20 protein-coding genes are annotated in these 22,259 nt (G+C 34.0%); 12 read left to right on the top strand and 8 right to left on the bottom strand.

Translation table 11 applies throughout. The features are described 5' to 3' along the window. Nucleotides 1-99 precede the first annotated feature (99 nt). From BWZ20_RS02900 to BWZ20_RS02875, 6 genes are all read left to right on the top strand, one after another. Nucleotides 100-1,689 carry an ATP-dependent DNA ligase gene (locus BWZ20_RS02900; protein WP_076616029.1) on the top strand — a complete coding sequence of 530 codons (1,590 nt, stop codon included), beginning with the start codon at nt 100-102 and terminating at the stop codon, nt 1,687-1,689. Between the two features lie 48 nt (nt 1,690-1,737). After that, the gene (locus BWZ20_RS02895) at nt 1,738-1,977 is read left to right on the top strand and encodes a type II toxin-antitoxin system ParD family antitoxin (RefSeq protein ID WP_076616026.1); all 240 of its coding nucleotides are present in this window, start codon (nt 1,738-1,740) and stop codon (nt 1,975-1,977) included. Further along, nucleotides 1,970-2,257 carry a type II toxin-antitoxin system RelE/ParE family toxin gene (locus BWZ20_RS02890; protein ID WP_076616023.1) on the top strand — a complete coding sequence of 96 codons (288 nt, stop codon included), beginning with the start codon at nt 1,970-1,972 and terminating at the stop codon, nt 2,255-2,257. Before BWZ20_RS02895 ends, BWZ20_RS02890 begins: the two co-directional genes overlap by 8 nt. 190 nt (nt 2,258-2,447) lie before the next feature. Then, the gene (locus tag BWZ20_RS02885; RefSeq protein WP_076621239.1) at nt 2,448-4,853 is read left to right on the top strand and encodes a ligase-associated DNA damage response DEXH box helicase; all 2,406 of its coding nucleotides are present in this window, start codon (nt 2,448-2,450) and stop codon (nt 4,851-4,853) included. After that, on the top strand, nt 4,854-5,501 hold the full coding sequence (gene pdeM, locus BWZ20_RS02880) for a ligase-associated DNA damage response endonuclease PdeM (RefSeq protein ID WP_076616021.1): 648 nt from the start codon (nt 4,854-4,856) through the stop codon (nt 5,499-5,501). A 121-nt stretch (nt 5,502-5,622) separates the two neighbouring features. Then, nucleotides 5,623-6,036, top strand: a complete 414-nt coding sequence (locus tag BWZ20_RS02875) for a hypothetical protein (protein WP_076616018.1) — start codon at nt 5,623-5,625, stop codon at nt 6,034-6,036. Here the strand turns inward: BWZ20_RS02875 and BWZ20_RS02870 are convergent. The 7 genes from BWZ20_RS02870 to tsaD form a co-directional block, all read right to left on the bottom strand. Continuing rightward, nucleotides 6,023-7,204, bottom strand: coding sequence for a THUMP-like domain-containing protein (locus tag BWZ20_RS02870; RefSeq protein WP_076616015.1), 1,182 nt, complete (start codon nt 7,202-7,204; stop codon nt 6,023-6,025). The genes BWZ20_RS02875 and BWZ20_RS02870 overlap by 14 nt on opposite strands. 8 nt (nt 7,205-7,212) lie before the next feature. Continuing rightward, nucleotides 7,213-8,307 (bottom strand): AI-2E family transporter, encoded by a 1,095-nt coding sequence (locus BWZ20_RS02865; RefSeq protein ID WP_076616012.1) that lies wholly within the window; start codon nt 8,305-8,307, stop codon nt 7,213-7,215. A gap of 148 nt (nt 8,308-8,455) precedes the next feature. Beyond that, nucleotides 8,456-8,899: a TrmH family RNA methyltransferase gene (locus tag BWZ20_RS02860; protein ID WP_317041690.1), complete on the bottom strand. Its 444-nt coding sequence runs from the start codon at nt 8,897-8,899 to the stop codon at nt 8,456-8,458. Between the two features lie 92 nt (nt 8,900-8,991). Then, nucleotides 8,992-9,633, bottom strand: coding sequence for a DUF4159 domain-containing protein (locus tag BWZ20_RS02855; protein WP_076621238.1), 642 nt, complete (start codon nt 9,631-9,633; stop codon nt 8,992-8,994). Between the two features lies 1 nt (nt 9,634). After that, nucleotides 9,635-10,339 (bottom strand): 16S rRNA (uracil(1498)-N(3))-methyltransferase, encoded by a 705-nt coding sequence (locus BWZ20_RS02850; protein WP_076616006.1) that lies wholly within the window; start codon nt 10,337-10,339, stop codon nt 9,635-9,637. Next, nucleotides 10,339-10,968, bottom strand: coding sequence for a peptidylprolyl isomerase (locus BWZ20_RS02845; protein WP_076616003.1), 630 nt, complete (start codon nt 10,966-10,968; stop codon nt 10,339-10,341). Before BWZ20_RS02845 ends, BWZ20_RS02850 begins: the two co-directional genes overlap by 1 nt. 103 nt (nt 10,969-11,071) lie before the next feature. Beyond that, complete coding sequence (tsaD, locus tag BWZ20_RS02840) at nt 11,072-12,094, bottom strand: tRNA (adenosine(37)-N6)-threonylcarbamoyltransferase complex transferase subunit TsaD (RefSeq protein ID WP_076616000.1); 1,023 nt, start codon at nt 12,092-12,094, stop codon at nt 11,072-11,074. A gap of 170 nt (nt 12,095-12,264) precedes the next feature. On the opposite strand from tsaD, the gene BWZ20_RS02835 reads away from it, so the two are divergent. The 6 genes from BWZ20_RS02835 (at nt 12,265) to BWZ20_RS02810 (ending at nt 20,395) form a co-directional block, all read left to right on the top strand. Then, entirely contained in the window at nt 12,265-16,668 is a 4,404-nt protein-coding gene (locus tag BWZ20_RS02835) for a translocation/assembly module TamB domain-containing protein (protein WP_232217134.1), read from the top strand. A gap of 135 nt (nt 16,669-16,803) precedes the next feature. Beyond that, on the top strand, nt 16,804-17,790 hold the full coding sequence (pfkA, locus tag BWZ20_RS02830; protein WP_076615994.1) for a 6-phosphofructokinase: 987 nt from the start codon (nt 16,804-16,806) through the stop codon (nt 17,788-17,790). Nucleotides 17,791-17,802: 12 nt separating this feature from the next. Continuing rightward, a complete protein-coding gene (gene gap / locus BWZ20_RS02825; protein ID WP_076615991.1) occupies nt 17,803-18,804 on the top strand; it encodes a type I glyceraldehyde-3-phosphate dehydrogenase in 1,002 nt (333 codons plus the stop codon). A 77-nt stretch (nt 18,805-18,881) separates the two neighbouring features. Next, a complete protein-coding gene (locus BWZ20_RS02820; protein WP_076615988.1) occupies nt 18,882-19,745 on the top strand; it encodes an N-acetylglucosamine kinase in 864 nt (287 codons plus the stop codon). Continuing rightward, a complete protein-coding gene (locus tag BWZ20_RS02815) occupies nt 19,746-20,108 on the top strand; it encodes a methylglyoxal synthase (protein WP_076615985.1) in 363 nt (120 codons plus the stop codon). A gap of 104 nt (nt 20,109-20,212) precedes the next feature. Further along, nucleotides 20,213-20,395, top strand: a complete 183-nt coding sequence (locus tag BWZ20_RS02810; RefSeq protein WP_076615981.1) for a hypothetical protein — start codon at nt 20,213-20,215, stop codon at nt 20,393-20,395. 71 nt (nt 20,396-20,466) lie between these two features. Here the strand turns inward: BWZ20_RS02810 and BWZ20_RS02805 are convergent, their stop codons facing one another. After that, a complete protein-coding gene (locus tag BWZ20_RS02805; RefSeq protein WP_076615978.1) occupies nt 20,467-22,110 on the bottom strand; it encodes an acyl-CoA carboxylase subunit beta in 1,644 nt (547 codons plus the stop codon). Nucleotides 22,111-22,259: the final 149 nt, after the last annotated feature.

The raw sequence follows: 22,259 nt of genomic DNA, 5'->3' as shown, positions 1-22,259 counted from the left end.
GAGATTAGCTTAAAGAAATTTTAATGCTAATTGTATTTAATTTAAACAATACAAATTTTAAAGCAAAAGAAAAAAGACTCCCACTATTATTACAATAAGATGAAGTTGTTTTCAGAATTAATAAGTGCCATAGAAATTACAAATAAAACTAATGCTAAGATTGAAGCATTAGTCCAATATTTTAAAACAGCACCAGACAAAGACAAACTTTGGCTAATCGCTTTATTTACAGGAAAAAGACCGTCGAGACCAGTAAAAACATCACTGATGAAAGCATGGTGCATCGAGATTGTAGATTTACCAGAATGGTTGTTTTTAGAAAGCTATAGTACGGTAGGAGATCTAGGCGAAACCATGGCATTATTACTTCCACAACCGAGCTATAAATTAGACTTATCCTTACATGAATGGATGACTGAGTTAAAAGCATTAAAACCAAAACCTGAAGTAGAGAAAAAAAATTTTGTACTAAACGCTTGGTCTGGACTAGACAAGCAAGAACGTCTCATTTTTAATAAATTAATAGGTGGGAGTTTTAGAATTGGCGTTTCAAAAAAAACCTTAGTAAACGCATTGGCTAAGCTCACCAATATAGATCCTAATAAATTGATGCATAGTATAATAGGTAATTGGGAGGTGGATTCAATTTCATTTGAAGACTTAATACGCGGAAGTCATATAAATTACGATAATTCTAAACCATACCCTTTTTGTTTAGCGTACGCCCTAGAGAAAGATTTGGCAGAACTTGGAGACTCTAAAGAATGGACGGTTGAGCAAAAATGGGATGGTATACGAGGGCAGATCGTAAAGCGAAACAATGAAATTTACATTTGGTCTCGAGGCGAAGAATTGGTGACAAAACAGTTTCCAGAACTTGTAGAAGCGATGCAAAATTTTAAAGAAGATATTGTTTTAGACGGCGAAATACTAGCCATGAAGGACAATGATGTTTTACTTTTTAACGATCTGCAAAAACGACTTAACCGTAAAAATGTTACCAAAAAACTATTAAAAGAGGTGCCAATAGGTTTTTTTGCATACGATCTATTGGAGTTTGAAGGAGTAGATATTAGAGAAAAACCATTTATAGAAAGAAGAAGACAACTAGAATTCATTTTTAATTCTGTTGCTTTGCCAGAACATATTAAATTATCCTTTTTAGTTAAATTTAATAAATGGGAAGAATTACACCAAATCAGAAATAATTCCAGGACCTTAAATAGCGAAGGATTAATGTTAAAGCAAAAACATTCCCCATACCATACAGGTAGAAAAAAAGGAGATTGGTGGAAATGGAAAGTAGATCCACTAACTATAGATGCTGTTATGATATATGCTCAAAAGGGCAGTGGTCGCCGTAGTTCAAAATATACAGATTATACCTTTGCCGTTAAAAAAGATGATGCTCTAGTTACAGTAGCAAAAGCATATTCTGGATTAACAGATAAGGAAATCACCGAAATCTCGCAGTGGGTTAACAAAAATGCAATAGAAAAATTTGGACCTGTAAGAACAGTAAAACCAGAATTAGTTTTTGAAATAGCTTTTGAAGGCATTGCGCTAAGTAATCGCCATAAATCAGGTGTTGCCTTAAGATTCCCACGAATTGCCAGATGGAGAAAAGATAAGCCTGTGGATGACATCGATACCATTGAATCGGTGAAAGCGCTAATAAATACGAATTAACTTGAAGATGGTGTTGAATTGATGTATATTTACATCAAAAGAATAATTATGGGAAGGCAAAGTATATCATTTACAAAACCGAATGACGAATGGTTAAAAGCCCAGGTTGAAAGCGAAGAATATTCAAGTAAAAGTGAATTGGTCAATGACCTTATTCGTCAAGCGCGACAGCAACAAGCTCGAATAGATTGGATAGCTGAAAAGCTGAAAAAAGCTGAAAAAAGCGGTTTCACTAATAAAAGTAAAGCCGATATTTTAGCTGAGTCCAAAGAGCGTTACAATGGCTAATTATAAATTAAGCGAGCAAGCCAAAGAAGATTTAATTCGCATTCATCATTATGGCATTAAAAAGTTTGGTGTAACCCAAGCAGATGAATATTTCGATGCTTTTTTTGAGTATTTCGAATTAATTGCAAAGAATCCATTTTCATTTGAGTCTGTAGACTATATCCGAAAAGGCTACAGACGTTGCGTTTGTGGTGTAGACAGCATATTTTTCAGGATTAAAAATCATCAGGTTGAAATCATGGCAATTATTGGAAGGCAGGATTTGGAAAATATTTTGTAATGAACCCTGGCAGGTCGAGCGCAGTCGAGACCTATTTGAAAAATAAAATCATTTACCTCTCGTTTTGCTTCGCAAAGTACTTTTATCAAAATGTATTTTGCTTACAAGTAATGCCGAGGTGAAATTAAAGAAACAAAAAAGTAATTTGAATTTCAAAGAAAGCGAAGGCCTACGCATAATAAATAACTGGATGGCAGAAAAAGGTCATGCACCTTTTCCCTTTCAATTACAGACTTGGCAACGCTATGCCAACGGTTATTCTGGTATGGTGGTCGCACCAACTGGTTTTGGAAAAACCTTTTCTGTTTTTTTAGGGGTAGTAATTGATTATTTGAATCATCCAGATAAGTATCCAAAAGGCTTAAAATTACTTTGGATTAGTCCATTACGCTCTTTGGCTAAGGACTTAGCTAAGGCCATGACAGAAGCTGTGGATGATATTGGTTTAGACTGGTCTGTACAGGTAAGAAATGGTGATACTCCAACTGCAGTAAGACGTAAGCAAGAACGTTTAATGCCAGACGTACTATTGACGACACCAGAAACGATGCACCTTTTGTTTTCGCAAAAAAAGAATGCGAGATGGTTTAAAAATGTAAAGTGCGTAGCTATTGACGAGTGGCACGAACTTATTGGAAACAAACGTGGTGTATTAACAGAACTAGCAATATCTCAATTGAGACATTATTCACCAAAACTGCGTATTTGGGGAATTACGGCAACCGTAGGAAATCTTAATGAAGCCAAAAATGTACTCTTACCTTATACCAACTTAAAAGTTACACAAGTAACAGCAAGGCAAAAAAAGAAGTTAGACATTATATCTGTACTACCAGATGAAATTGAAGTATTGCCTTGGGCAGGTCACCTAGGAGCCAAAATGGTCAATAAAATTTTGCCAATTATTAATTCTAATACCACAACTTTAATATTTACCAACACAAGAGGGCAAGCAGAATTATGGTATCAGCTATTGCTAAATGCACAACCAGATTTAGCAGGCCTTTTAGCCATACATCACGGATCTATAGATAAAAAACTACGTAATTGGATAGAAGATAATATCGCTTCTGGTTATTTAAAGGCTGTGGTTTGTACGTCGTCTTTGGATTTAGGTGTAGACTTTAAGCCTGTAGATTGTGTTATTCAAATTGGCTCGGTTAAAGGCGTAGCCAGATTTATGCAACGTGCTGGTAGAAGTGGGCATTCGCCATTTGAGAGGTCTAAAATATATTTTGTACCCACACACTCATTAGAGCTTGTTGAAGTTTCAGCGTTGAAAGAAGCCGTGAAAGATAAACAGGTAGAAACACGAGATCCTATGGTATTAACATTCGATGTGTTAGTACAATTTATGGTAACGCTGGCTGTTGGAGAGGGGTTTAACTCAAAAGACTTATTGCAACGTATTCAAAACATACATGCTTTTCAATATATCACAAAAGACGACTGGCATTGGTGCATAAACTTTATTACTAAAGGTGGAAAAACATTAACTTCTTATGAAGAATTCCATAAAGTTATTTTAGATGAAGACGGCAATTACAGGGTTAAAAGCCGAAGAATAAGTATGCTGCATCGTATGAATATTGGTGCTATTGTAAGTGAAGTGAATATGATGGTAAAGTTTATCTCCGGAGGCTATATTGGCATGATTGAAGAATTTTTTATTTCAAAATTAAAACCTGGCGATAGCTTCATTTTAGCAGGTCGTGTTTTAGAGCTGGTGCAGATTAAAGACATGACCGTTTTGGTTAGAAAAAGCAAGGCGAAAAAAGCAGTGTCGCCGAGTTGGTTGGGTGGTCGTTTGCCTTTAACATCTCACTTAAGTCATTATTTACGTTTAAAATTGTCTGATGCCCTGCAACCAGGACGATTAGAAAAAGAGTTACGGTTTTTAAACCCCTTGGTAAGTCGTCAGCATCAACATTCGCACATACCTAAATCTGATGAGTTTTTGGTAGAGTTAATAGACACTAAAGATGGTTATCATTTATTCATGTATCCTTTTGAAGGACGTTTAGTACACGAAGTATTTTCTGCATTAATAGCTTATCGCATTAGCCAGTTAAAGCAGATGACCTTTACAATTGCTATGAACGATTATGGTTTTGAGCTACTTAGCGATCAACCAATTCCTTTAGATGCCAATAATATAGAGGATTTATTGAGCAAAGAAAACTTGATGGATGATGTTGTTGCAAGCATAAACGCTTCAGAAATGGCATCACGCAAGTTTAGAGATATTGCTGTTATAGCAGGATTGGTAGTACAATCGCAACCAGGAACACGGAAAAACAATAAGAGTTTACAGTCGTCATCTGGTTTAATATTTAGAGTACTAGAGGATTACGAACCAGATAATTTATTATTAAGACAGGCCTATACTGAGGTGTTTAATCACCAACTAGAAGAAGCTAGGTTGCAAGAGGCTTTTGAGCGAATTTCAAAAAGTAAAATAATTATAAAACGTGCTAAATCATTTACACCTTTAAGTTTTCCCTTAAAAGTAGATAGCTTAAGAGGTACAATGAGTAATGAGAATTTAGACAAACGTATACAACGAATAAAAGAACAAACTTTTAAAATCGATTAATTGACAATAGCAATCCAAAATATCGAAATAAAAAATGTGGACTTAATCTTAACTAACCAACGGGCGATCTTCTGGAAGGCACAAGGAGCTTTAATTTTGTCCGACATCCACATTGGTAAAACTGCACATTTTCGAAAGCACGGCATTGCAGTGCCAGATGATATACTTCACAATGATTTAAACCGATTAAAACAATTAATACAGCATTTTAATGCAAAAAAAATAATTGTAGTCGGAGACTTGTTTCATGCCGAAAGAAATACTGATGTAGAAATCTTTAAAATATGGTTAAGGCAGTTCTTAGATTTGGAGTGGATCCTTGTACAAGGTAACCACGATAGACAGTCCGGTCATTTAATGGAAGAATTAAATATAAAAGTTACATCTAGTCTTACTTTAGATATGTTTACTTTTATACATGATAACTTAGGGCAAAATTCTGTAGGGTTTATAATATCTGGGCATACGCATCCTGGTGTATTACTAAAAGGCAAAGGCCGACAACGCTTAAAGTTGCCATGCTATCAAGTTACCCCTTGGGAACTGGTCTTACCAGCCTTTAGTCGCTTTACAGGCCTTAATACTAAAGCCTTACCAAAGGGTGCTGTTTGCTATGCGTTTACAGACACATCAATATTTAAATTTTAAGAATAAGTGTATTTCATCGAATAAATTACGCTTTTTGTCGATAAATCAAAAATCTTTTCTATGTTTGTAGTCCCAAATTGACTGTTAAGGCTCAATGCTTTAGCAGCGAAACTATTAACCAATGAAAAACCTACTTAAAAGTACACTTTTAGCGTGTACAGCTTTGCTGCTATTTACATGTACTGCAGACCCAAGCGAAAATGATCTTTCCGACGATTTAACATCTAATCAGCTTAATGATCCTTGTGTAGCACAAAATCCTATTACAAGGGTTATAAACAATGGCACTGTTGCTGTTGACTTTAAAGTTATTGATACCGATGGTGTGGTGTTAGTTGATATTCCGAATATACCAGCTAATACAACAACATCATGGGCTAGTTTTCAGGAGGGAGACGTGTTATTTTCAATAGATAGTAATGCAACCTTAGTTAGTGACGATAAGATTATACTAACGATGGAGTCTTGTATGGCTTACGAGATTGAGATTAACAACAATAATGAGATTATATCTTATTTACCTACTTTTCTTTAGAACATAAGATTATAATTTTAGTACCATTTTTATCTGTAGTAAAGAACAGATATGCGGTGCCACCATCTTTTATTTTTAATTTTTTTCTAATATCACCTACAGAAAGTGGAAAATTACGTGTGGTAACATTAGCCTTTTTTATACCTAGTTTAGCAAATTCCTTTTTGTTGAAAGGGATGACTTTTTCTACCTTAAATCGTCTTCCAGGAAACGTTATCAATTCATTAGAGGTATATAAATGAGAATGTTTGTGTAGTTTATTTACTTTAAGCGTATGAGCAACAATGTTGAACGCTCCGGCTTTTAATATTGCAGAATTGGGCTCGTATAAATAGGTGAGCGGTTCAGAATGGGTAGCTAGTGCCGTAGACTCATCATTATAGATAAACTGAAAAATCTCATTTTTATCCGTTTTAAGATTGACGGTTTTAATCTCTAGTTTGCCATTAAAATTCCGTTCTAAAATCCAAAGAAGTTCTTTAACTTCGTTATTTACAGCAACGATATGAAGTTGTTTTACATATTTTAAATCTTTTTTTGTGGCAGATATATCTAATAAAGGAGATGTTTTTACCATCACATTTTTGGCATATTTAAAAAACAACCCTTGAAAGGTTTTGACATTGGGTGTGCAATCTGAAAGTAAAAAAACTTTGTTTTTAGTATGGTCTCGTCGAGATGGATCTATGTAAATCCAGTCAAAAGGTTTGTCAATAGATTTTAAAGTGTCAATTCCGTTTTCATTAAGACAATCAATATTTTTTGATTGAAGAACCTTATAATTATGTTTTACAATTTCAGAAAGTTCTGAGTTTATTTCACAGTACATCACTGTTTCAACCTTTTTTGAAAAATAGTAGGCATCAACGCCAAAGCCACCTGTAAGATCTATTAAAGATTTACCAGAAACTAAAGTTGCTTTATAACTAGCTGTAAATTCAGAGGATGTTTGCTCAATATTAAGTTTATTTGGGTAATAAATATTTTTAGAGCCAAACCATGTTGGAAGTTTCTTTTTGCATCGTTTTTTAGCTTCAATTTGTTCTATTACAAGCTTTTGGCTTATATCTTTTAAAGGTATTCCTTTGAGTAGCAGGTCTGAAGTGTTAGCGTCTAAATTAGAGTTTATATAATCTTGTACTATAGTATGTAGTATAACTAAATTCAAACCAGTGCCTAAAGGCCTTTTGTAAGTTTCTCTACGAATTTATGGCCAGACAAAAACTCTTTTAGAATAACTTTAATAGCGGTGTAAGCCGGTACAGCTACGATCATTCCTATAATACCAAACAAAATACCAGCAATTATAATGATTAAGAATATTTCTAAAGGATGCGATTTTACACTTTTAGAGAAAATAAACGGTTGACTAAAAAAATTATCTACGAGCTGTGCAACAATAAAGCCAATCATTACATACATAGTTTTTGGTAAAATGACCTCGCTAAAACTCTCACCAAGATTACTCGACATGCTAAGTATTAACATTAAAAAACCACCAACTAGCGGACCTACATAAGGAACCAAATTTAAAAGTGCACAGAGAAAAGCAATAACAACAGCATTTTCTATATTAAAAACGAGCAATACAACGGTATATATAACAAATAGAATTATAATCTGAAAAATTAAGCCTACAAAGTATCTCGATAATAAATCTTTAATCTTTGTCCAAGAACGCAGAGAGCGTTTTTCGTTACCTTCTGGTATAAAAATCATCATACCGTCTTCTAAAAGTTTACTGTCTTTTAAAAAGAAGAATGATATAAATAATACAGAAAACAAGCCTACACTAAAGCTACCCAATCCACTGACTAAACTATTAAAGAAGTTAGGGATTAAAGAAAAATCGAGCTTAGATAAGATATTAGACTCTTTAATTGATTCTTGTACATCGATATTATTAAATTCAAAATAAGTAACAATTTGCTGATATAGATTATTAAGATTTTTTTCTAATTGATCAAAATCTAAAAGTGCAAGATTTTTACCTTGGTCGGTAATTAAAGGAATAAACATACCTATTAATCCGCCCAACAATCCAATAAATAACAACATGGTTGCTACAACAGCAAAAGTATTTTTAAACTTTAATTTTCTCCTAAGAAATAGTACAATAGGTCTGCCCACTAAAGATATTACAGCAGCAATGGCTATGTAAACTATTACAGATTGTATTTTGTACAGAAAGAACAAAACCAAGGCGATTCCCAAAAGAATACCTAAAGCCCTTAATATACCGTTTGCTATAATTTTAGAGTTCTGATTCATATCTCAAAGATGTTGAAATAAATTAAGCAAGACAAAAGTATATCAATTTTATGATTCATAATCATCAAAAATTAAATATAAAAATACATGTATAAATGAAATGGTTACAGATATGAGACTAAATTTTGTAATTTCTTAAAGGCGAAATTTAAGAGTTGAGTTGTTTGGTAAACTCATAAAGTGCAATGCTAGTAGATTGAGCAACATTCATACTACTATTATTTCCGTACATGTTAATATGAATAATAGCATCGCACTGTTTTAAAATAAATTCTGAAACTCCAAAGTTTTCATCACCAAGGATTAGAACTATTGGTTTGTTAGCTTCAAGTTTAAAGGTGCTTAGCTCTGTGCTACTTTCGGTGATTTCTAAAGCGATGATTTGATATGTTTCTTTTAGCTTTAGAATAATATCATCAATCTTTTCCTCAATTTTATAATTTACATACTTTTCGGTAGAACGGGATGTTTTGGTCATACGTCTCCCAATAGGAATATTATTTCCACAAAAAATAAGTTCTTCAATATTAAACGCATCTGCAATACGAAATAAGCTTCCAATATTTGGTGCATTGGTTATATTGTCGCACACAAGAATTATAGGATGTTTTTGTTTTTTGAAGTTTGATGTGTAGTGGGTGAGCTGCAAGAATTAGTAATTAGTCGTTAGTAAATAGTAATTAGTTAATTCTCAAAAGCATATTTCAAAATATTTGCTCCCATTTTTAGAGCTTTTTCACGTACCTCCTCCGGATCATTGTGCACTTCAGGGTCTTCCCAGCCATCACCCAAATCGCTTTCAAAGGTAAAGAGTAAAACTAATCTATCTTCATGAAAAATACCGAAAGCTTGTGGTGCATTACCATCATGCTCATGGATTTTTGGTAAACCATTAGAAAACTCAAAAGCAGTACTAAATATTTTGTGATCTTTTGGTATTTCTTTCAAAGCGCTATTAGGAAAAACCTTTTTTAGTTCTTTGGTAATGTATGGCTCCATACCATAGTTATCATCAATATGTAGAAAACCACCAGAGATGAGATATTTTCTTAAGTTTTCTGCATCATCTTCACTAAAGAACACATTGCCATGACCTGTCATGTGTAAAAACGGATACTGAAAAATGTCTGTGCTACCAACTTCTACAGTTTGTATGTTTTCATTGATATTAGTGTCAATATTATCGTTACAAAACTTTACTAAATTAGGAAGCGCTGTAGGATTGCTATACCAATCGCCACCGCCTTTATACTTTAATACAGCAACATCTTGAGCAAAAAGTGAAAACGCAAAGAGTGAAAGGAATAGAACTATTAATTTTTTCATGTTATTCATTTACAAAAGCCACTGAATGACATGCCGCAATAGCAGCAGTTTCAGTACGCAAACGTGTGTTACCCAAAGTTACAGCAATAAAATCAGCAGCCAAAGCCATTTCGATTTCTTTAACGCTAAAATCACCTTCAGGTCCAATAAGTATCAAAGTATCATCGTTATTCTTTAACTGAGACTTTAAAGATTTTTTATCGGTTTCTTCACAATGTGCTATAAACTTTGTTGCGGAAAAAGAAGTGTCTACAAAATCTTTATAAAAAACCGGTTCATTTAGCTTTGGTAAATGGCATTGCAGAGATTGTTTCATAGCAGACTGTAGGATTTTTTCAAAACGCTCTAGTTTTACCACTTTACGCTCGCTGTTTTCACATATAATTGGTGTAATTTCTTCAATGCCAATTTCTGTAGCTTTCTCTAAGAACCACTCGTATCTGTCGTTCATTTTAGTTGGCGCAACAGCAAGATGCAAGTTAAAAGGACGTTTTGGTTGTAGGTTTTGAGATAAAACTTTTACCGCACAATGCTTAGCATCTGATAAGGTGAGTTCTGCAGTAAATAACCAACCTTTGCCGTTGGTTATATGCAATTGGTCACCAACTTTTTTACGAAGCACTTTTACGATGTGTCTGCTTTCGTCTTTGTTAAAATTAAACGTTGCATCTCCTTCTGAGATATTTGGATTGTAGAATAATTGCATTAATCTATGGCTTCTGAGTATTGCAAAACCGTAATTTCTTCAATGGTTTTAGAGTTGTGCGTTTTTAGAACAACATAATACCAGTTTCTATCTTCAATGTCTAAAGTGAAAATTTCATTAGTATCGTGGTCTTTTACTGCGTCTTCAAATATTTGATGCATTTGTCCTTCAGGAAACCACCCTAAGTCACCACCTCTTTTGGCATTTAAATCCATAGAGTGTAATTGTGCTAACTTATCAAATTTATAACCTTGTTGGTATTGAGAGACAATTTTGTCGCGCTTTTCATTAATCTCTTCTAAGCTCATTTTACTTCCATCAAAAAAGATATAGCTCGCTCTATAATGCAAGGTTTTTTCTTTTTCAATTACTTTATAATAGGTCTTTTTATATTCGCCTTGCACAACTTTTTTTCCACCTTTAGAGAGTTTGAAAAGATCATCTGCCAAGCGTGTTTTGTGCTTTTCCTTATTGAACGTGAAGACTTTACTTTTATTAGATTTTTTATGTGTTTTAGCAAAGGTTTTAGCATCTTCAATAGAACTAATAGAATCGAGTTCGGTTTCTAAAGCGTCTTGTGAAAAACTTAAAAAAGGAATACTGAGAAATAGAAGAAATAGCTGTTTCATTGTGTAATTGATTTCGTTTGATTTAGGGTATTTACAAAACAACTAAATTTTAAAATGTATTTAAAGCTCTACACTATCTGTTATCAACAGATGTTTTAACAATTTATATCTTCAACCTAGCAGAAGCCATAACATCAAAATCTGAAAAGTCTTTTTCCAAATATTTTAAATACCCAACAATAGCAATCATAGCAGCATTGTCTGTTGTATATTCAAACTTAGGGATGTAAGTTGCCCAACCATGTTTTTTTTCAGCATCTTTAAGAGCTTTTCTAATGCCAGAATTTGCAGAAACTCCACCACCAATAGCAATGTGTTTTATGCCTGTTTGTTTTACAGCAAGTTTCAGTTTATCCATCAAAATACCAATAATAGTATATTGAATAGAAGCACAGATGTCGTTTAAGTGCTCTTCAACAAAATTTGGGTTGGCTTTAGTTTCGCGTTGTACAAAGTAAAGAATAGCTGTTTTTAAGCCAGAGAAACTAAAATTAAGTCCATCTACTTTTGGTTTGGTAAATTTATAAGCTTTAGGGTTTCCTAATTGTGCACGCTTGTCTATTTCTGAACCAGCAGGATAGCCTAGTCCTAAAATTTTACCACTTTTATCGTAGGCCTCACCAACAGCATCATCAATTGTTTCGCCAAGGACTTCCATTTCAAAATACTTAGTAACTTTTACTATTTGTGTATGACCACCAGAGATGGTCATCGCCAAAAATGGAAAAGGTGGTTTATGGTGTCCTTCTTCTTCAATAAAATGCGCTAAAATATGCGCTTGCATGTGGTTAACATCAATGAGAGGGATATTTAAACCAAAAGCCAGAGACTTTGCAAAAGAGGTGCCAACGAGCAAAGAGCCCATTAAACCTGGTCCGCGTGTAAAGGCAATAGCACTTAACTGTTCTTTAGAAATACCAGCGTGCTCAATGGCCTGATTCACTACCGGAACAATGTTTTGCTGGTGTGCTCTAGAGGCTAATTCTGGCACAACTCCACCATATTCGGCATGTATTTTTTGGTCAGCCACAACATTGCTTAAAATGGTATCGTTACATAGTACCGCAGCAGATGTATCATCACAAGAAGATTCAATGCCTAGGATATAAATATTTTCTTTTTTCATTAACTAAAAAGGGCACAATAATTGTTAATTTTACCAAATATAGTCTAAGACTCCACTTGCCAACGTATTGTTAGTGCAAATGTAGTGAAGATTTCATCAACAAGTAATTAATACGCTGTATCAAAAGAATATTCAAAATAATAGGTAAAATAGCAGGTATCATTCTGCTCTTGTTTCTTATTGTATTTTTAATTTTGGGTATTCCTGCTGTACAAACCAAATTAGGAAAATACGCTACAAAAAAATTAAATGAAGAATTTAAAACCAATATTAATATTGGTAAAATTGGTCTTCAGCTCAATGGTGATATAGAGTTAAAAGAAATTTTGATTAGAGATTACAAAAAAGACACACTTGTTAGCATCGGTGAGTTAAATAGTTCTATTATTAGTTTTAAAAACCTGTATGACAGCAAATTTAATTTAGGAGATATAGACATTCAGGATTTAGTGTTTAATCTAAAAACTTACAAAGGAGAAGAAGACACAAATCTCGATGTTTTTGTAGATAAGTTTGAAGACGATAACCCTAGGCAAGGTCCGAGTGAATTTTTGTTTTCATCAAGCGATTTATCTATAGAAAATGGTTTGTTTAGATTAACAGACGAAAATCTTGAGGCACCAAGAGTTTTTGAGCTAACACAACTTAATGCCAATACAACCAATTTTTTAATTAACGGCCCAGAGGTTAGCTCTCGTATAAACAAATTTAGTTTTAAGGATAGTAGAGGTATAATGGTAGAGAACTTAAAAGCTAATTTTGAATACACCTTAGACCATATGAATTTTGCTGGCTTGAGTATTGAAACCGAAAAGTCTGAATTAAAAGGAGATCTAAGGTTTGATTACAAACGAGAGGACCTAAAAGATTTTACAAACAAAGTTAATGTTACAGCCAGTTTTAGAGATTCTGAAATATCATTAACAGAATTGAATGTGTTTTTTGATGAGTTTGGTGTTGATCAACGGGCAGATTTTAATGCAGATTTAACAGGAACATTAAACAACCTAGAAGCCAAAAACCTTAACGTTAGCACTACCAGAAACACGCGGATTATTGGCGATATTACTTTTAACAACCTCTTTTCTAACGAAGACGATTCGTTTGCTCTAGACGGTAAATTTAAAAATTTAGCATCTAATTATAACGATTTAACAGCGCTTTTGCCGAGAATTTTGGGCAACGCCATACCGACCGTTCTTTCAAAAGTTGGTAATTTTAAAGTTACAGGCACATCGCAAATTACCACTAAACGCATCAATGCAAATATTGCAATAGATACGGATTTAGGATTTATAAAATCTGATTTAGAGCTTACGGAGATTGACGATATTGATAGAGCGAGTTACATTGGTAATATTGTTTTTGACGCGTTTGATATAGGAAAGCTCATTAACGACCCTAATGCCAAACTTGTATCAGCAAATCTCGATGTAGATGGTAAAGGTTTTACGCTAGATAATTTGCGTTCAGACATAAAAGGCGATGTTTTTAGCTTAGAATATAACAACTACGCTTATAATGGCATTACGGTTTTGGGAAATCTTGGTAACAAAATCTTTAACGGAAAGCTAGTGGTAGACGATCCTAACCTTCAATTAAATTTTAATGGGTTAGTAGACTTTGTAGAAGAAAAAAAGAAGTTCGACTTTGATGCCAATGTTGGCTACGCTAATCTTAAGGTGCTCAATTTCGTAAATAGAGATAGTATATCAGAATTTAGAGGACTTGTAAACATGACGGCAACAGGATCTACTTTTGATGATATTTCCGGTGAGATAAATATTAAAAATACAAGCTACAAAAACCAAGATAGTAGATACAGGTTTGAAGATTTTGCTATCGTATCGTCCTTTGAAGGAGATGAGCGTAACATCGTTGTAAATTCCCCAGACATCATTACCGGAAGTATTAAAGGTAAATTTAAAACTGACGACATTTTAAAACTGGTTGAGAACTCAATTGGTAGCATATACACCAATTACGTGCCTTTTAAAATTAACAAAGGGCAGTATCTAGACTTTAAATTTAATATCTATTCTAAAATTGCAGCTGTCTTTTTTAAGGATTTATATCTAGGTAAAAACACCTTTATTGAGGGAAGAATAGAAACTGATGCAAAAGGATTTGAACTTACTTTTAATTCACCAGAAATTAAGTTTAAAGATTATTTTGCAAATAATATTAACCTTAGTGTAGATAACAGTAACCCACTTTACAATACCTTTATTGAAATAGATTCGCTCAGTGCTGGTGTTTATAATGCCTCAGATTTCACATTGATAAATGTTACCAAACGCGATACACTTTTAGTAAAAACCGAATTTAAAGGTGGTAAAAATAATAATGATGAATTTAATCTAAATCTTTTTTACACCATAGACGACGCTAATAAGTCTGTTGTTGGTTTTAGAAAGTCTGATATCATATTTAAAGGTTACGAGTGGTTTATCAATTCTGAAAAAAACAATTTCAATAAAATAAGGTTTGATAGAACACTATCTGCTTTTGATATTTTTCCTATTACCATAAACCAAGGTAACGAGATTATAGAAGTTTCAGGAATTATTAGTGATAGTATTAATAAAAATCTGAGGGTAGACTTTAAAGATGTAGAACTGGTTAAAATTACACCAAGAATAGATAGTTTAGATCTGGCAGGTGTGGTAAACGGAAAACTAGACCTCGTGCAGCAAGACGGCACATACCTCCCTAAATCTAATTTAGAAATAAACAATCTTTTTGTAAATGATTATGACTTAGGAAACCTAACAGCAGATGTAGAAGGAAATAACTCCATTACCAATTATAAAGTTGACATAGCTTTAGTTAATGATAACCTTACCTCATTTTTAGCGAAAGGTACTATAGACGTAGCAGAAAGGAGACCTACTATAGATTTAGACGTAAGCTTTGAAGAATTTTTAATAGACCCATTAAACCCTCTTGGTGAAGGTGTTATTAGTAACATTAGAGGTTTGGTTTCTGGTGAAGCCAGAGTAACGGGAAGCCTTAACAAACCGAGAATTGACGGAGAACTATTGCTAGATAGAGCAGGTCTGTCTATTCCATATCTCAATGTAGATTATGGTTTCGATTTCGACTCAAAGGTATCCTTGCGCAACCAACGATTTATCTTTAACAATGTAGCAATGACAGACTCAAAGTATTTTTCTCAAGGGTATTTAAATGGTTACATAGAACATAATAATTTTTCTGATTGGGAATTAGGTCTAGATTTAAGCACAGACCGTTTGTTGGTGCTAAATACAGAAGAGTCCGAAGACGAACTATACTACGGTACGGCTTTTGTCTCTGGAGAAGCTAAAATCAGTGGACCAACAGACCAGTTAATTATAGATGTAGAAGGGAGTACAGCCTCAGGAACAGTTTTTAATATTCCGTTAAATGATTCTGAGAGTTTTGGAGATAACTCGTTTATTCATTTTTTAAGTCCAGAAGAAAAACAAGCCAGGCTTAATGGCGAAGTTACCGAAGCAATCGAAGTAAAAGGGTTAGAACTTAATTTTGATTTAGATGTTAATACCAACGCCACTATAGAAATAGTTATAGACAAAGAAGCAGGTAGCACTATAAAAGGAAAAGGGAAGGGATACTTAGGGTTTTTTATTAATACTAACGGAACTTTTAATATGTGGGGAGATTTTACAGTTTATGAAGGAGTGTATAATTTTAAATATAGTGGATTGGTTGAAAAAAAGTTTGAGGTAGAACAAGGCGGAACCATCGTTTGGGAAGGAGATCCCATGGGTGCCGAAATTAACCTTAAAGCCATTTATAAAACTACAGCAAACCCATCAGTACTTTTAGATAACCCTATAACTCAAAGAATTCCTGTTGAGGTAGATATTTATTTAACAGGAGATTTAGAGCAACCGCAACCAGATTTCGATTTACGCTTTCCAAATGTATCCTCAACCGTTAAATCAGAACTAGATTATAGATTATCATCAAAAGATGAAAGAAATAATCAAGCACTAACACTATTGGGAACTGGCGGTTTTTCAAACGGAATAAGAGGTATTAATTTTACGGGTACCATTTCAGAGCGTCTGTCAGGCATTGTAAATAACATACTTGGTGGTGGTAATGAAAATTTAAATGTAGGTATAGACGTAGAATTAGGCGAAAATACACCAGATCTACAGACAGACAATAGGTTTGGATTAACGCTTCAAACAAAAATATCAGAAAAGGTCTTGGTTAATGGTAAGGTTGGCGTACCGTTTGGCAGTGCACAACAAACCACCATAACTGGCGATGTTCAAATAGATTGGTTGCTCAATGAGGATGGAACACTCCGTGCTAAAGTATTTAATAGAGAAAATACAATTAGAAACTTTGGTGAAGAAATTGGATATACTCAAGGTATCGGTATGTCTTACAGTGTAGAGTTCGACACTTTTAAAGAATTACTAGATATTATATTTTCTGGCAAAAACCGAAAAGACAAAAAGAATACTCCCAATAAAGACAGCGAAAAAAAAGACCAAAATGACTTCATGCCAGACTACATGACGATGAAGAAAACGAAGACCAAATCGAAGTCCTAACCTCACTTTTTTATATTTTATTAAAATACTTATTAACGAAAACGTTTGAATTGATTTTCGTAACATTTTTTTATGACAATAGTCACATTATTCCGTCTATTGTTTATTAATTTTACTGTATTCAATAAGATATATATGCTACATACTATAAAAAAAGTTGCCGTTTTAACATCTGGTGGAGATTCTCCAGGGATGAATGCTGCCATTAGATCCGTAGTTAGAACTTGTGTGTTTCATGGCCTAGAATGTTATGGCGTTTATAGAGGTTACCAAGGAATGATAGAGGGTGACTTTGAGAAAATGGATGCTCGTAGTGTAAAGGGCATTATTAATAAAGGTGGAACCATGCTAAAGTCCGCACGTTCTGAAGAGTTTAGAACTAAAGAAGGCAGGCAAAAAGCTTATGATGCTCTAAGAAAGGCTGAAATAGATGCTTTTGTGGTTATTGGTGGCGATGGTAGCTTTACTGGAGCCATGGTTTTTAACCAAGAATTTGGTTTCCCTGTAATGGGAATTCCAGGCACTATTGATAATGATATTTTTGGTACAACGCATACTTTAGGATACGATACAGCTTTAAATACAGTTGTTGAAGCTATCGATAAAATTAGAGATACAGCCAGTTCTCATAACAGATTGTTTTTTGTTGAGGTTATGGGAAGAGATGTCGGTCATATAGCGCTCAATGTTGGTGTTGGAGCAGGTGCAGAAGAAATTTTAATCCCAGAAGAAGATCTAGGTCTAGATCGATTATTAGAATCTTTACGACGAAGCAAACAATCGGGTAAGTCTTCGAGTGTAGTGGTTGTTGCAGAAGGTGATAAAATAGGTAAAAATGTTTTTGAGCTTAAAGATTATGTAGATGAGCATATGTCAGAATATGAAGTGCGTGTATCCGTTTTAGGACATATGCAACGTGGAGGAAGTCCATCGTGTTTTGACCGTGTTTTAGCAAGCAGAATGGGCGTAAAAGCTGTAGAAAGTCTTATCACAGGGAAAAGTAATTATATGGTTGGTCTAAAAAATGATATCATGGACTTAACACCATTTGACCAAGCAGTAAAAGGAAAATCAAAAATTAACATGGAACTCCTTCGAGTTTCAGATATAATGACAATTTAAAAACAAGGAAAAATGTCAAACTTAAAATTAGGAATAAACGGATTCGGTAGAATAGGAAGAATAGTATTTAGAGCAACAGTAAAGCGTCCAGACGTTGATGTCGTTGCAATTAATGATTTATTAGATGTAGAGCATTTAGCATATTTATTAAAATACGATTCTGTACATGGCCGTTTTGATGGTACCGTAGAAGTAAAAGATGGTCATTTAGTAGTGGATGGCAAAACCGTTAGGGTTACTGCAGAACGCGACCCAAAAAACTTAAAATGGGATGAGGTAGGCACAGATGTAGTTGCAGAGTGTACAGGTATTTTTACAACTTTAGAAACAGCACAATACCATATTGATGCTGGTGCCAAAAAAGTAGTGATTTCTGCACCCAGTAAAGATGCACCAATGTTTGTAATGGGTGTTAATGATAATGAGTTGAATGCAGACCATAAGATTGTTTCAAATGCGTCTTGTACTACCAACTGTTTGGCTCCACTTGCTAAAGTTGTAGACGATAATTTTGGAATAGAGGAAGCTTTAATGACTACAGTCCACGCCACTACAGCGACGCAGTTAACAGTAGATGGACCTTCAAAGAAAGACTTTAGAGGAGGTCGTAGTGCATTACTAAATATTATACCTGCATCAACAGGTGCCGCAAAAGCTGTCGGAAAAGTAATTCCAAAACTAGATGGAAAATTAACAGGTATGGCGTTTAGAGTGCCAACTGCAGACGTCTCTGTTGTAGATTTAACTGTAAAAACCAAAAAAGAAACATCTTTAGAAGAAATAAAAGCAGCCTTTAAAAAAGCCTCAGAAGGAGCTATGAAAGGCGTACTAGGCTATACAGAAGAATTAGTGGTTTCTCAAGACTTTGTTAGCGATGAACGCACAAGTATTTTTGATGCAGAAGCTGCAATTGAGCTAAACTCCACATTTTTTAAATTAGTATCTTGGTACGATAATGAGTTTGGGTACTCTAATAAATTAGTAGACTTAGCACAAAAGGTAAATAGCCTTTAGTTTTATAACATAAATTCTAGATTCCGTAGGATTATGTTTATGCATAGGCTACGGAATTTTTGTATATAAATATCACCATGATTTTAATAACAGATGGAGGTTCTACTAAATGCGATTGGATTGCTATAGATAATAGCGGTAAGCAAGCTGCAGACAAAATAAGAACCAAAGGTTTAAATCCTGCAATCGTTGCAGAAAAGAAATTAAAAAAGACAATTAGCGGAAGTGAAGAACTTATGGCAATCGCCGATAAAGTTACGCATGTTTACTTTTATGGAGCCGGTTGCGGTACTGAAAAACCTAGACTTCTATTAAAGGAAATTCTAGAATTATACTTTCCTAATGCTTTAGTAGAAGTAAAAGAAGATACTTATGCCGCTGTAAGGGCTTGTATAAATACTAATAGTGAAGCTGCAGTGGTTTGTATTTTGGGCACTGGGTCTAACTGTAGTTATTACGATGGCAAAAACCTACATCAGCGTGTTTCTAGTCTTGGTTTCATTTTAATGGATGATGCTAGCGGAAATTATTTTGGCAAACAATTAATAAGAGATTATTACTTTAATAAGATGCCAGATACCATTAGGGTAGCATTTGCTCACAAGCATAATCTCGATGCTGATTTCATAAAATATAATTTATACAAACAAACAAATCCTAGCGCTTATCTGGCAGATCATGCAGAGTTTATATTCATCAATAAAGATTCAAAATATATTAAAAATTTAATTATTAAGGGTATTCGTTTATTTGCTGAGAATATGATCCTTCAATATAAAGAAGAATTAAGCAAAGGCATTCCGGTTCATTTTGCAGGATCTATAGCTTTTTTCGGAAAAGATGAAATTAAACAAGTTGCAGAAGAACTTGGGTTTAATGTTGGTAATTTTGTAAGAAGACCAATTGAAGGTTTGGTAGATTATCACGTTAAAAATATTTAAATGGAGATAGCAATAATTGCTCATGATGGAAAAAAAGCCGAAATGGTACAATTTTTAAATGAGCATAAAGCGATTTTACATCAAAAAAAAATAAACCTGGTTTCTACAGGCACAACTGGAGAAAAGGTTAAAAAAGCTGGGTTTGAAGTCCATGCACTTTTATCTGGGCCTCTAGGAGGTGATGCTCAAATTGCAGCTAGGGTTGCAGAAGGTAAATGCCACATGGTATTGTTTTTTAGAGATCCTTTAGATAAGCACCCACATGAACCAGATATTCTTATGCTAATGCGTTTGTGCGATGTCCATGATGTACCCTTGGCCACAAACCCAGCAACTGCAGAGTTATTAATAAAGGCTGTTTAACTTTTAGTTGTTCATTTTGTGTTAATAAATCTAAAGATGTCTATTGTAAAACTTATATTTTGGTTATATCTTTGTAATATCTTTAAAATAAACAAAACGCAATTATGTTTGAATTTGACCAATATTTAGGATTTTTAGCTTTTTTAACCATTTTAACAATAGGATTTTGGTTAATGATTTTCCTTTTAACATTTGTAATTCCTTACTGGGTATTTGGTTCAGCAATTGAGCGTTTAAAAGAAATTAGAGAAGAAAAGAAGGCTGAAAGAGAGAGTTTAACTCACTAATCAGTTAATTATATAAATAAAAAAAGAGCGCTAATGGCGCTCTTTTTTATTTATAATATTTTATGAATTCCTTAAACCTGCAACACACCTAAATTAAAAGGTTTCTCAATAGGAGCGTGGTTAGCGGCTTCTATGCCCATGCTAATCCAAGTCCTAGTATCTAAAGGGTCTATAATAGCATCTGTCCATAATCTTGCGGCAGCGTAATATGGTGATACTTGGTTATCGTATCTCGATTTTATTTTGTTAAACAGTTCTTCTTCTTTTTCCTTTGTTATGGTTTCTCCTTTCTTTTTTAAAGATGCGGTTTCGATTTGAAGTAAAACTTTAGCAGCAGATTTACCGCTCATCACAGCCAACTCTGCACTAGGCCAAGCCACAATAAGTCTTGGGTCGTAGGCCTTTCCGCACATGGCGTAGTTGCCTGCTCCATAACTATTGCCAATGACAATGGTAAATTTTGGTACGACAGAATTACTAACAGCATTTACCATTTTTGCACCGTCTTTAATAATGCCACCATGTTCAGATTTACTGCCAACCATAAAGCCAGTAACATCTTGTAAAAAGACAAGTGGAATTTTCTTCTGATTGCAATTGGCAATAAAACGAGTTGCCTTATCTGCAGAATCGTTGTATATAACACCTCCAAACTGCATTTCGCTTGGTTTTGTTTTTGCTCCTTTAGTCTTTACAATTTGTCTTTGGTTGGCAACAATACCAACTGCCCAACCATCTATGCGAGCATAACCTGTAATTATGGTTTGACCATAACCTGCTTTATATTCTTCAAATTCTGAATTATCAACCAAGCGTTTAATAATCTCGTTCATATCATATTGATCTGATCTGCTTTTAGGTAGTATGCCATAGATATCATCTGGGTTTTCAGCAGGTTTGGCAGGTTTGGCTCTATTAAAACCGGCTTTATCAAAATCACCTATTTTATCTACAATATTTTTTATGGTGTCTAGAGCATCTTTATCATCTTTAGCTTTATAATCTGTAACACCAGATATTTCGCAGTGTGTCGTAGCGCCTCCTAAAGTTTCGTTGTCTATTGTTTCACCAATGGCTGCTTTCACCAAGTAGCTTCCGGCTAAGAAAATACTTCCAGTTTTATCAACAATAAGTGCTTCATCACTCATGATAGGTAGATAAGCTCCACCAGCTACACAGCTTCCCATAACGGCAGCTATCTGAGTAATTCCCATACTACTCATTACAGCATTATTTCTAAAAATGCGACCAAAATGTTCTTTGTCTGGGAATATTTCATCTTGCATAGGTAAGAATACACCAGCACTATCTACAAGATATATAATAGGTAGTTTGTTTTCTATAGCAATTTCTTGCGCTCTAAGATTCTTTTTTCCCGTAATAGGAAACCAAGCACCTGCTTTAACAGTTGCATCATTCGCTACAACTATACATTGTTTTCCTTTTACATAACCAATTTTTACAACTACTCCACCAGATGGGCAACCACCATATTCGGGATACATATCTTCACCAGCAAATGCACCGATTTCTATAGACTTGGATTTCGGATCTAATAAATAATCTATACGTTCTCTAGCTGTCATTTTTCCTTTGCTATGGTGTTTGGTAATACTTTTTTCACCACCACCGAGCTTCACTTTTGCTAGACGTTTTTTTAAATCTGAAAGTAGAAGTTTGTTGTGATCCTCGTTTTTATTAAATTTTATATCCATTTATAGAAATATGTAGTTGTACTTAGTTTAGGTATTCTAATTTTTTATGTTACGAATTTACAAAACAATAATGTTTTATATTATAATTTAAGTTTTCTTAAAGAAAGGTTAATTAAATTTCCTTGGAAATATTTTCCTTGGAAAATAAA

The organism is Winogradskyella sp. J14-2, from assembly GCF_001971725.1.
GTDB lineage: Bacteria > Bacteroidota > Bacteroidia > Flavobacteriales > Flavobacteriaceae > Winogradskyella.
The sequence above is the reverse complement of the archived record's forward strand: the minus strand, read 5'-3'. Positions and strand labels throughout refer to the sequence as shown.

Coding starts and splice junctions, on each gene's coding strand:
- BWZ20_RS02810 (WP_076615981.1), top strand. CDS start 20,213: ATGTTTGAATTTGACCAATATTTAGGATTTTTAGCTTTTTTAACCATT.
- BWZ20_RS02850 (WP_076616006.1), bottom strand. CDS start 10,339: ATGCAATTATTCTACAATCCAAATATCTCAGAAGGAGATGCAACGTTT.
- BWZ20_RS02875 (WP_076616018.1), top strand. CDS start 5,623: ATGAAAAACCTACTTAAAAGTACACTTTTAGCGTGTACAGCTTTGCTG.
- pfkA (WP_076615994.1), top strand. CDS start 16,804: ATGCTACATACTATAAAAAAAGTTGCCGTTTTAACATCTGGTGGAGAT.
- BWZ20_RS02900 (WP_076616029.1), top strand. CDS start 100: ATGAAGTTGTTTTCAGAATTAATAAGTGCCATAGAAATTACAAATAAA.
- BWZ20_RS02815 (WP_076615985.1), top strand. CDS start 19,746: ATGGAGATAGCAATAATTGCTCATGATGGAAAAAAAGCCGAAATGGTA.
- gap (WP_076615991.1), top strand. CDS start 17,803: ATGTCAAACTTAAAATTAGGAATAAACGGATTCGGTAGAATAGGAAGA.
- tsaD (WP_076616000.1), bottom strand. CDS start 12,094: ATGAAAAAAGAAAATATTTATATCCTAGGCATTGAATCTTCTTGTGAT.
- BWZ20_RS02895 (WP_076616026.1), top strand. CDS start 1,738: ATGGGAAGGCAAAGTATATCATTTACAAAACCGAATGACGAATGGTTA.
- BWZ20_RS02865 (WP_076616012.1), bottom strand. CDS start 8,307: ATGAATCAGAACTCTAAAATTATAGCAAACGGTATATTAAGGGCTTTA.
- BWZ20_RS02820 (WP_076615988.1), top strand. CDS start 18,882: ATGATTTTAATAACAGATGGAGGTTCTACTAAATGCGATTGGATTGCT.
- BWZ20_RS02845 (WP_076616003.1), bottom strand. CDS start 10,968: ATGAAACAGCTATTTCTTCTATTTCTCAGTATTCCTTTTTTAAGTTTT.
- BWZ20_RS02855 (WP_076621238.1), bottom strand. CDS start 9,633: ATGAAAAAATTAATAGTTCTATTCCTTTCACTCTTTGCGTTTTCACTT.
- BWZ20_RS02805 (WP_076615978.1), bottom strand. CDS start 22,110: ATGGATATAAAATTTAATAAAAACGAGGATCACAACAAACTTCTACTT.
- BWZ20_RS02885 (WP_076621239.1), top strand. CDS start 2,448: ATGGCAGAAAAAGGTCATGCACCTTTTCCCTTTCAATTACAGACTTGG.
- BWZ20_RS02890 (WP_076616023.1), top strand. CDS start 1,970: ATGGCTAATTATAAATTAAGCGAGCAAGCCAAAGAAGATTTAATTCGC.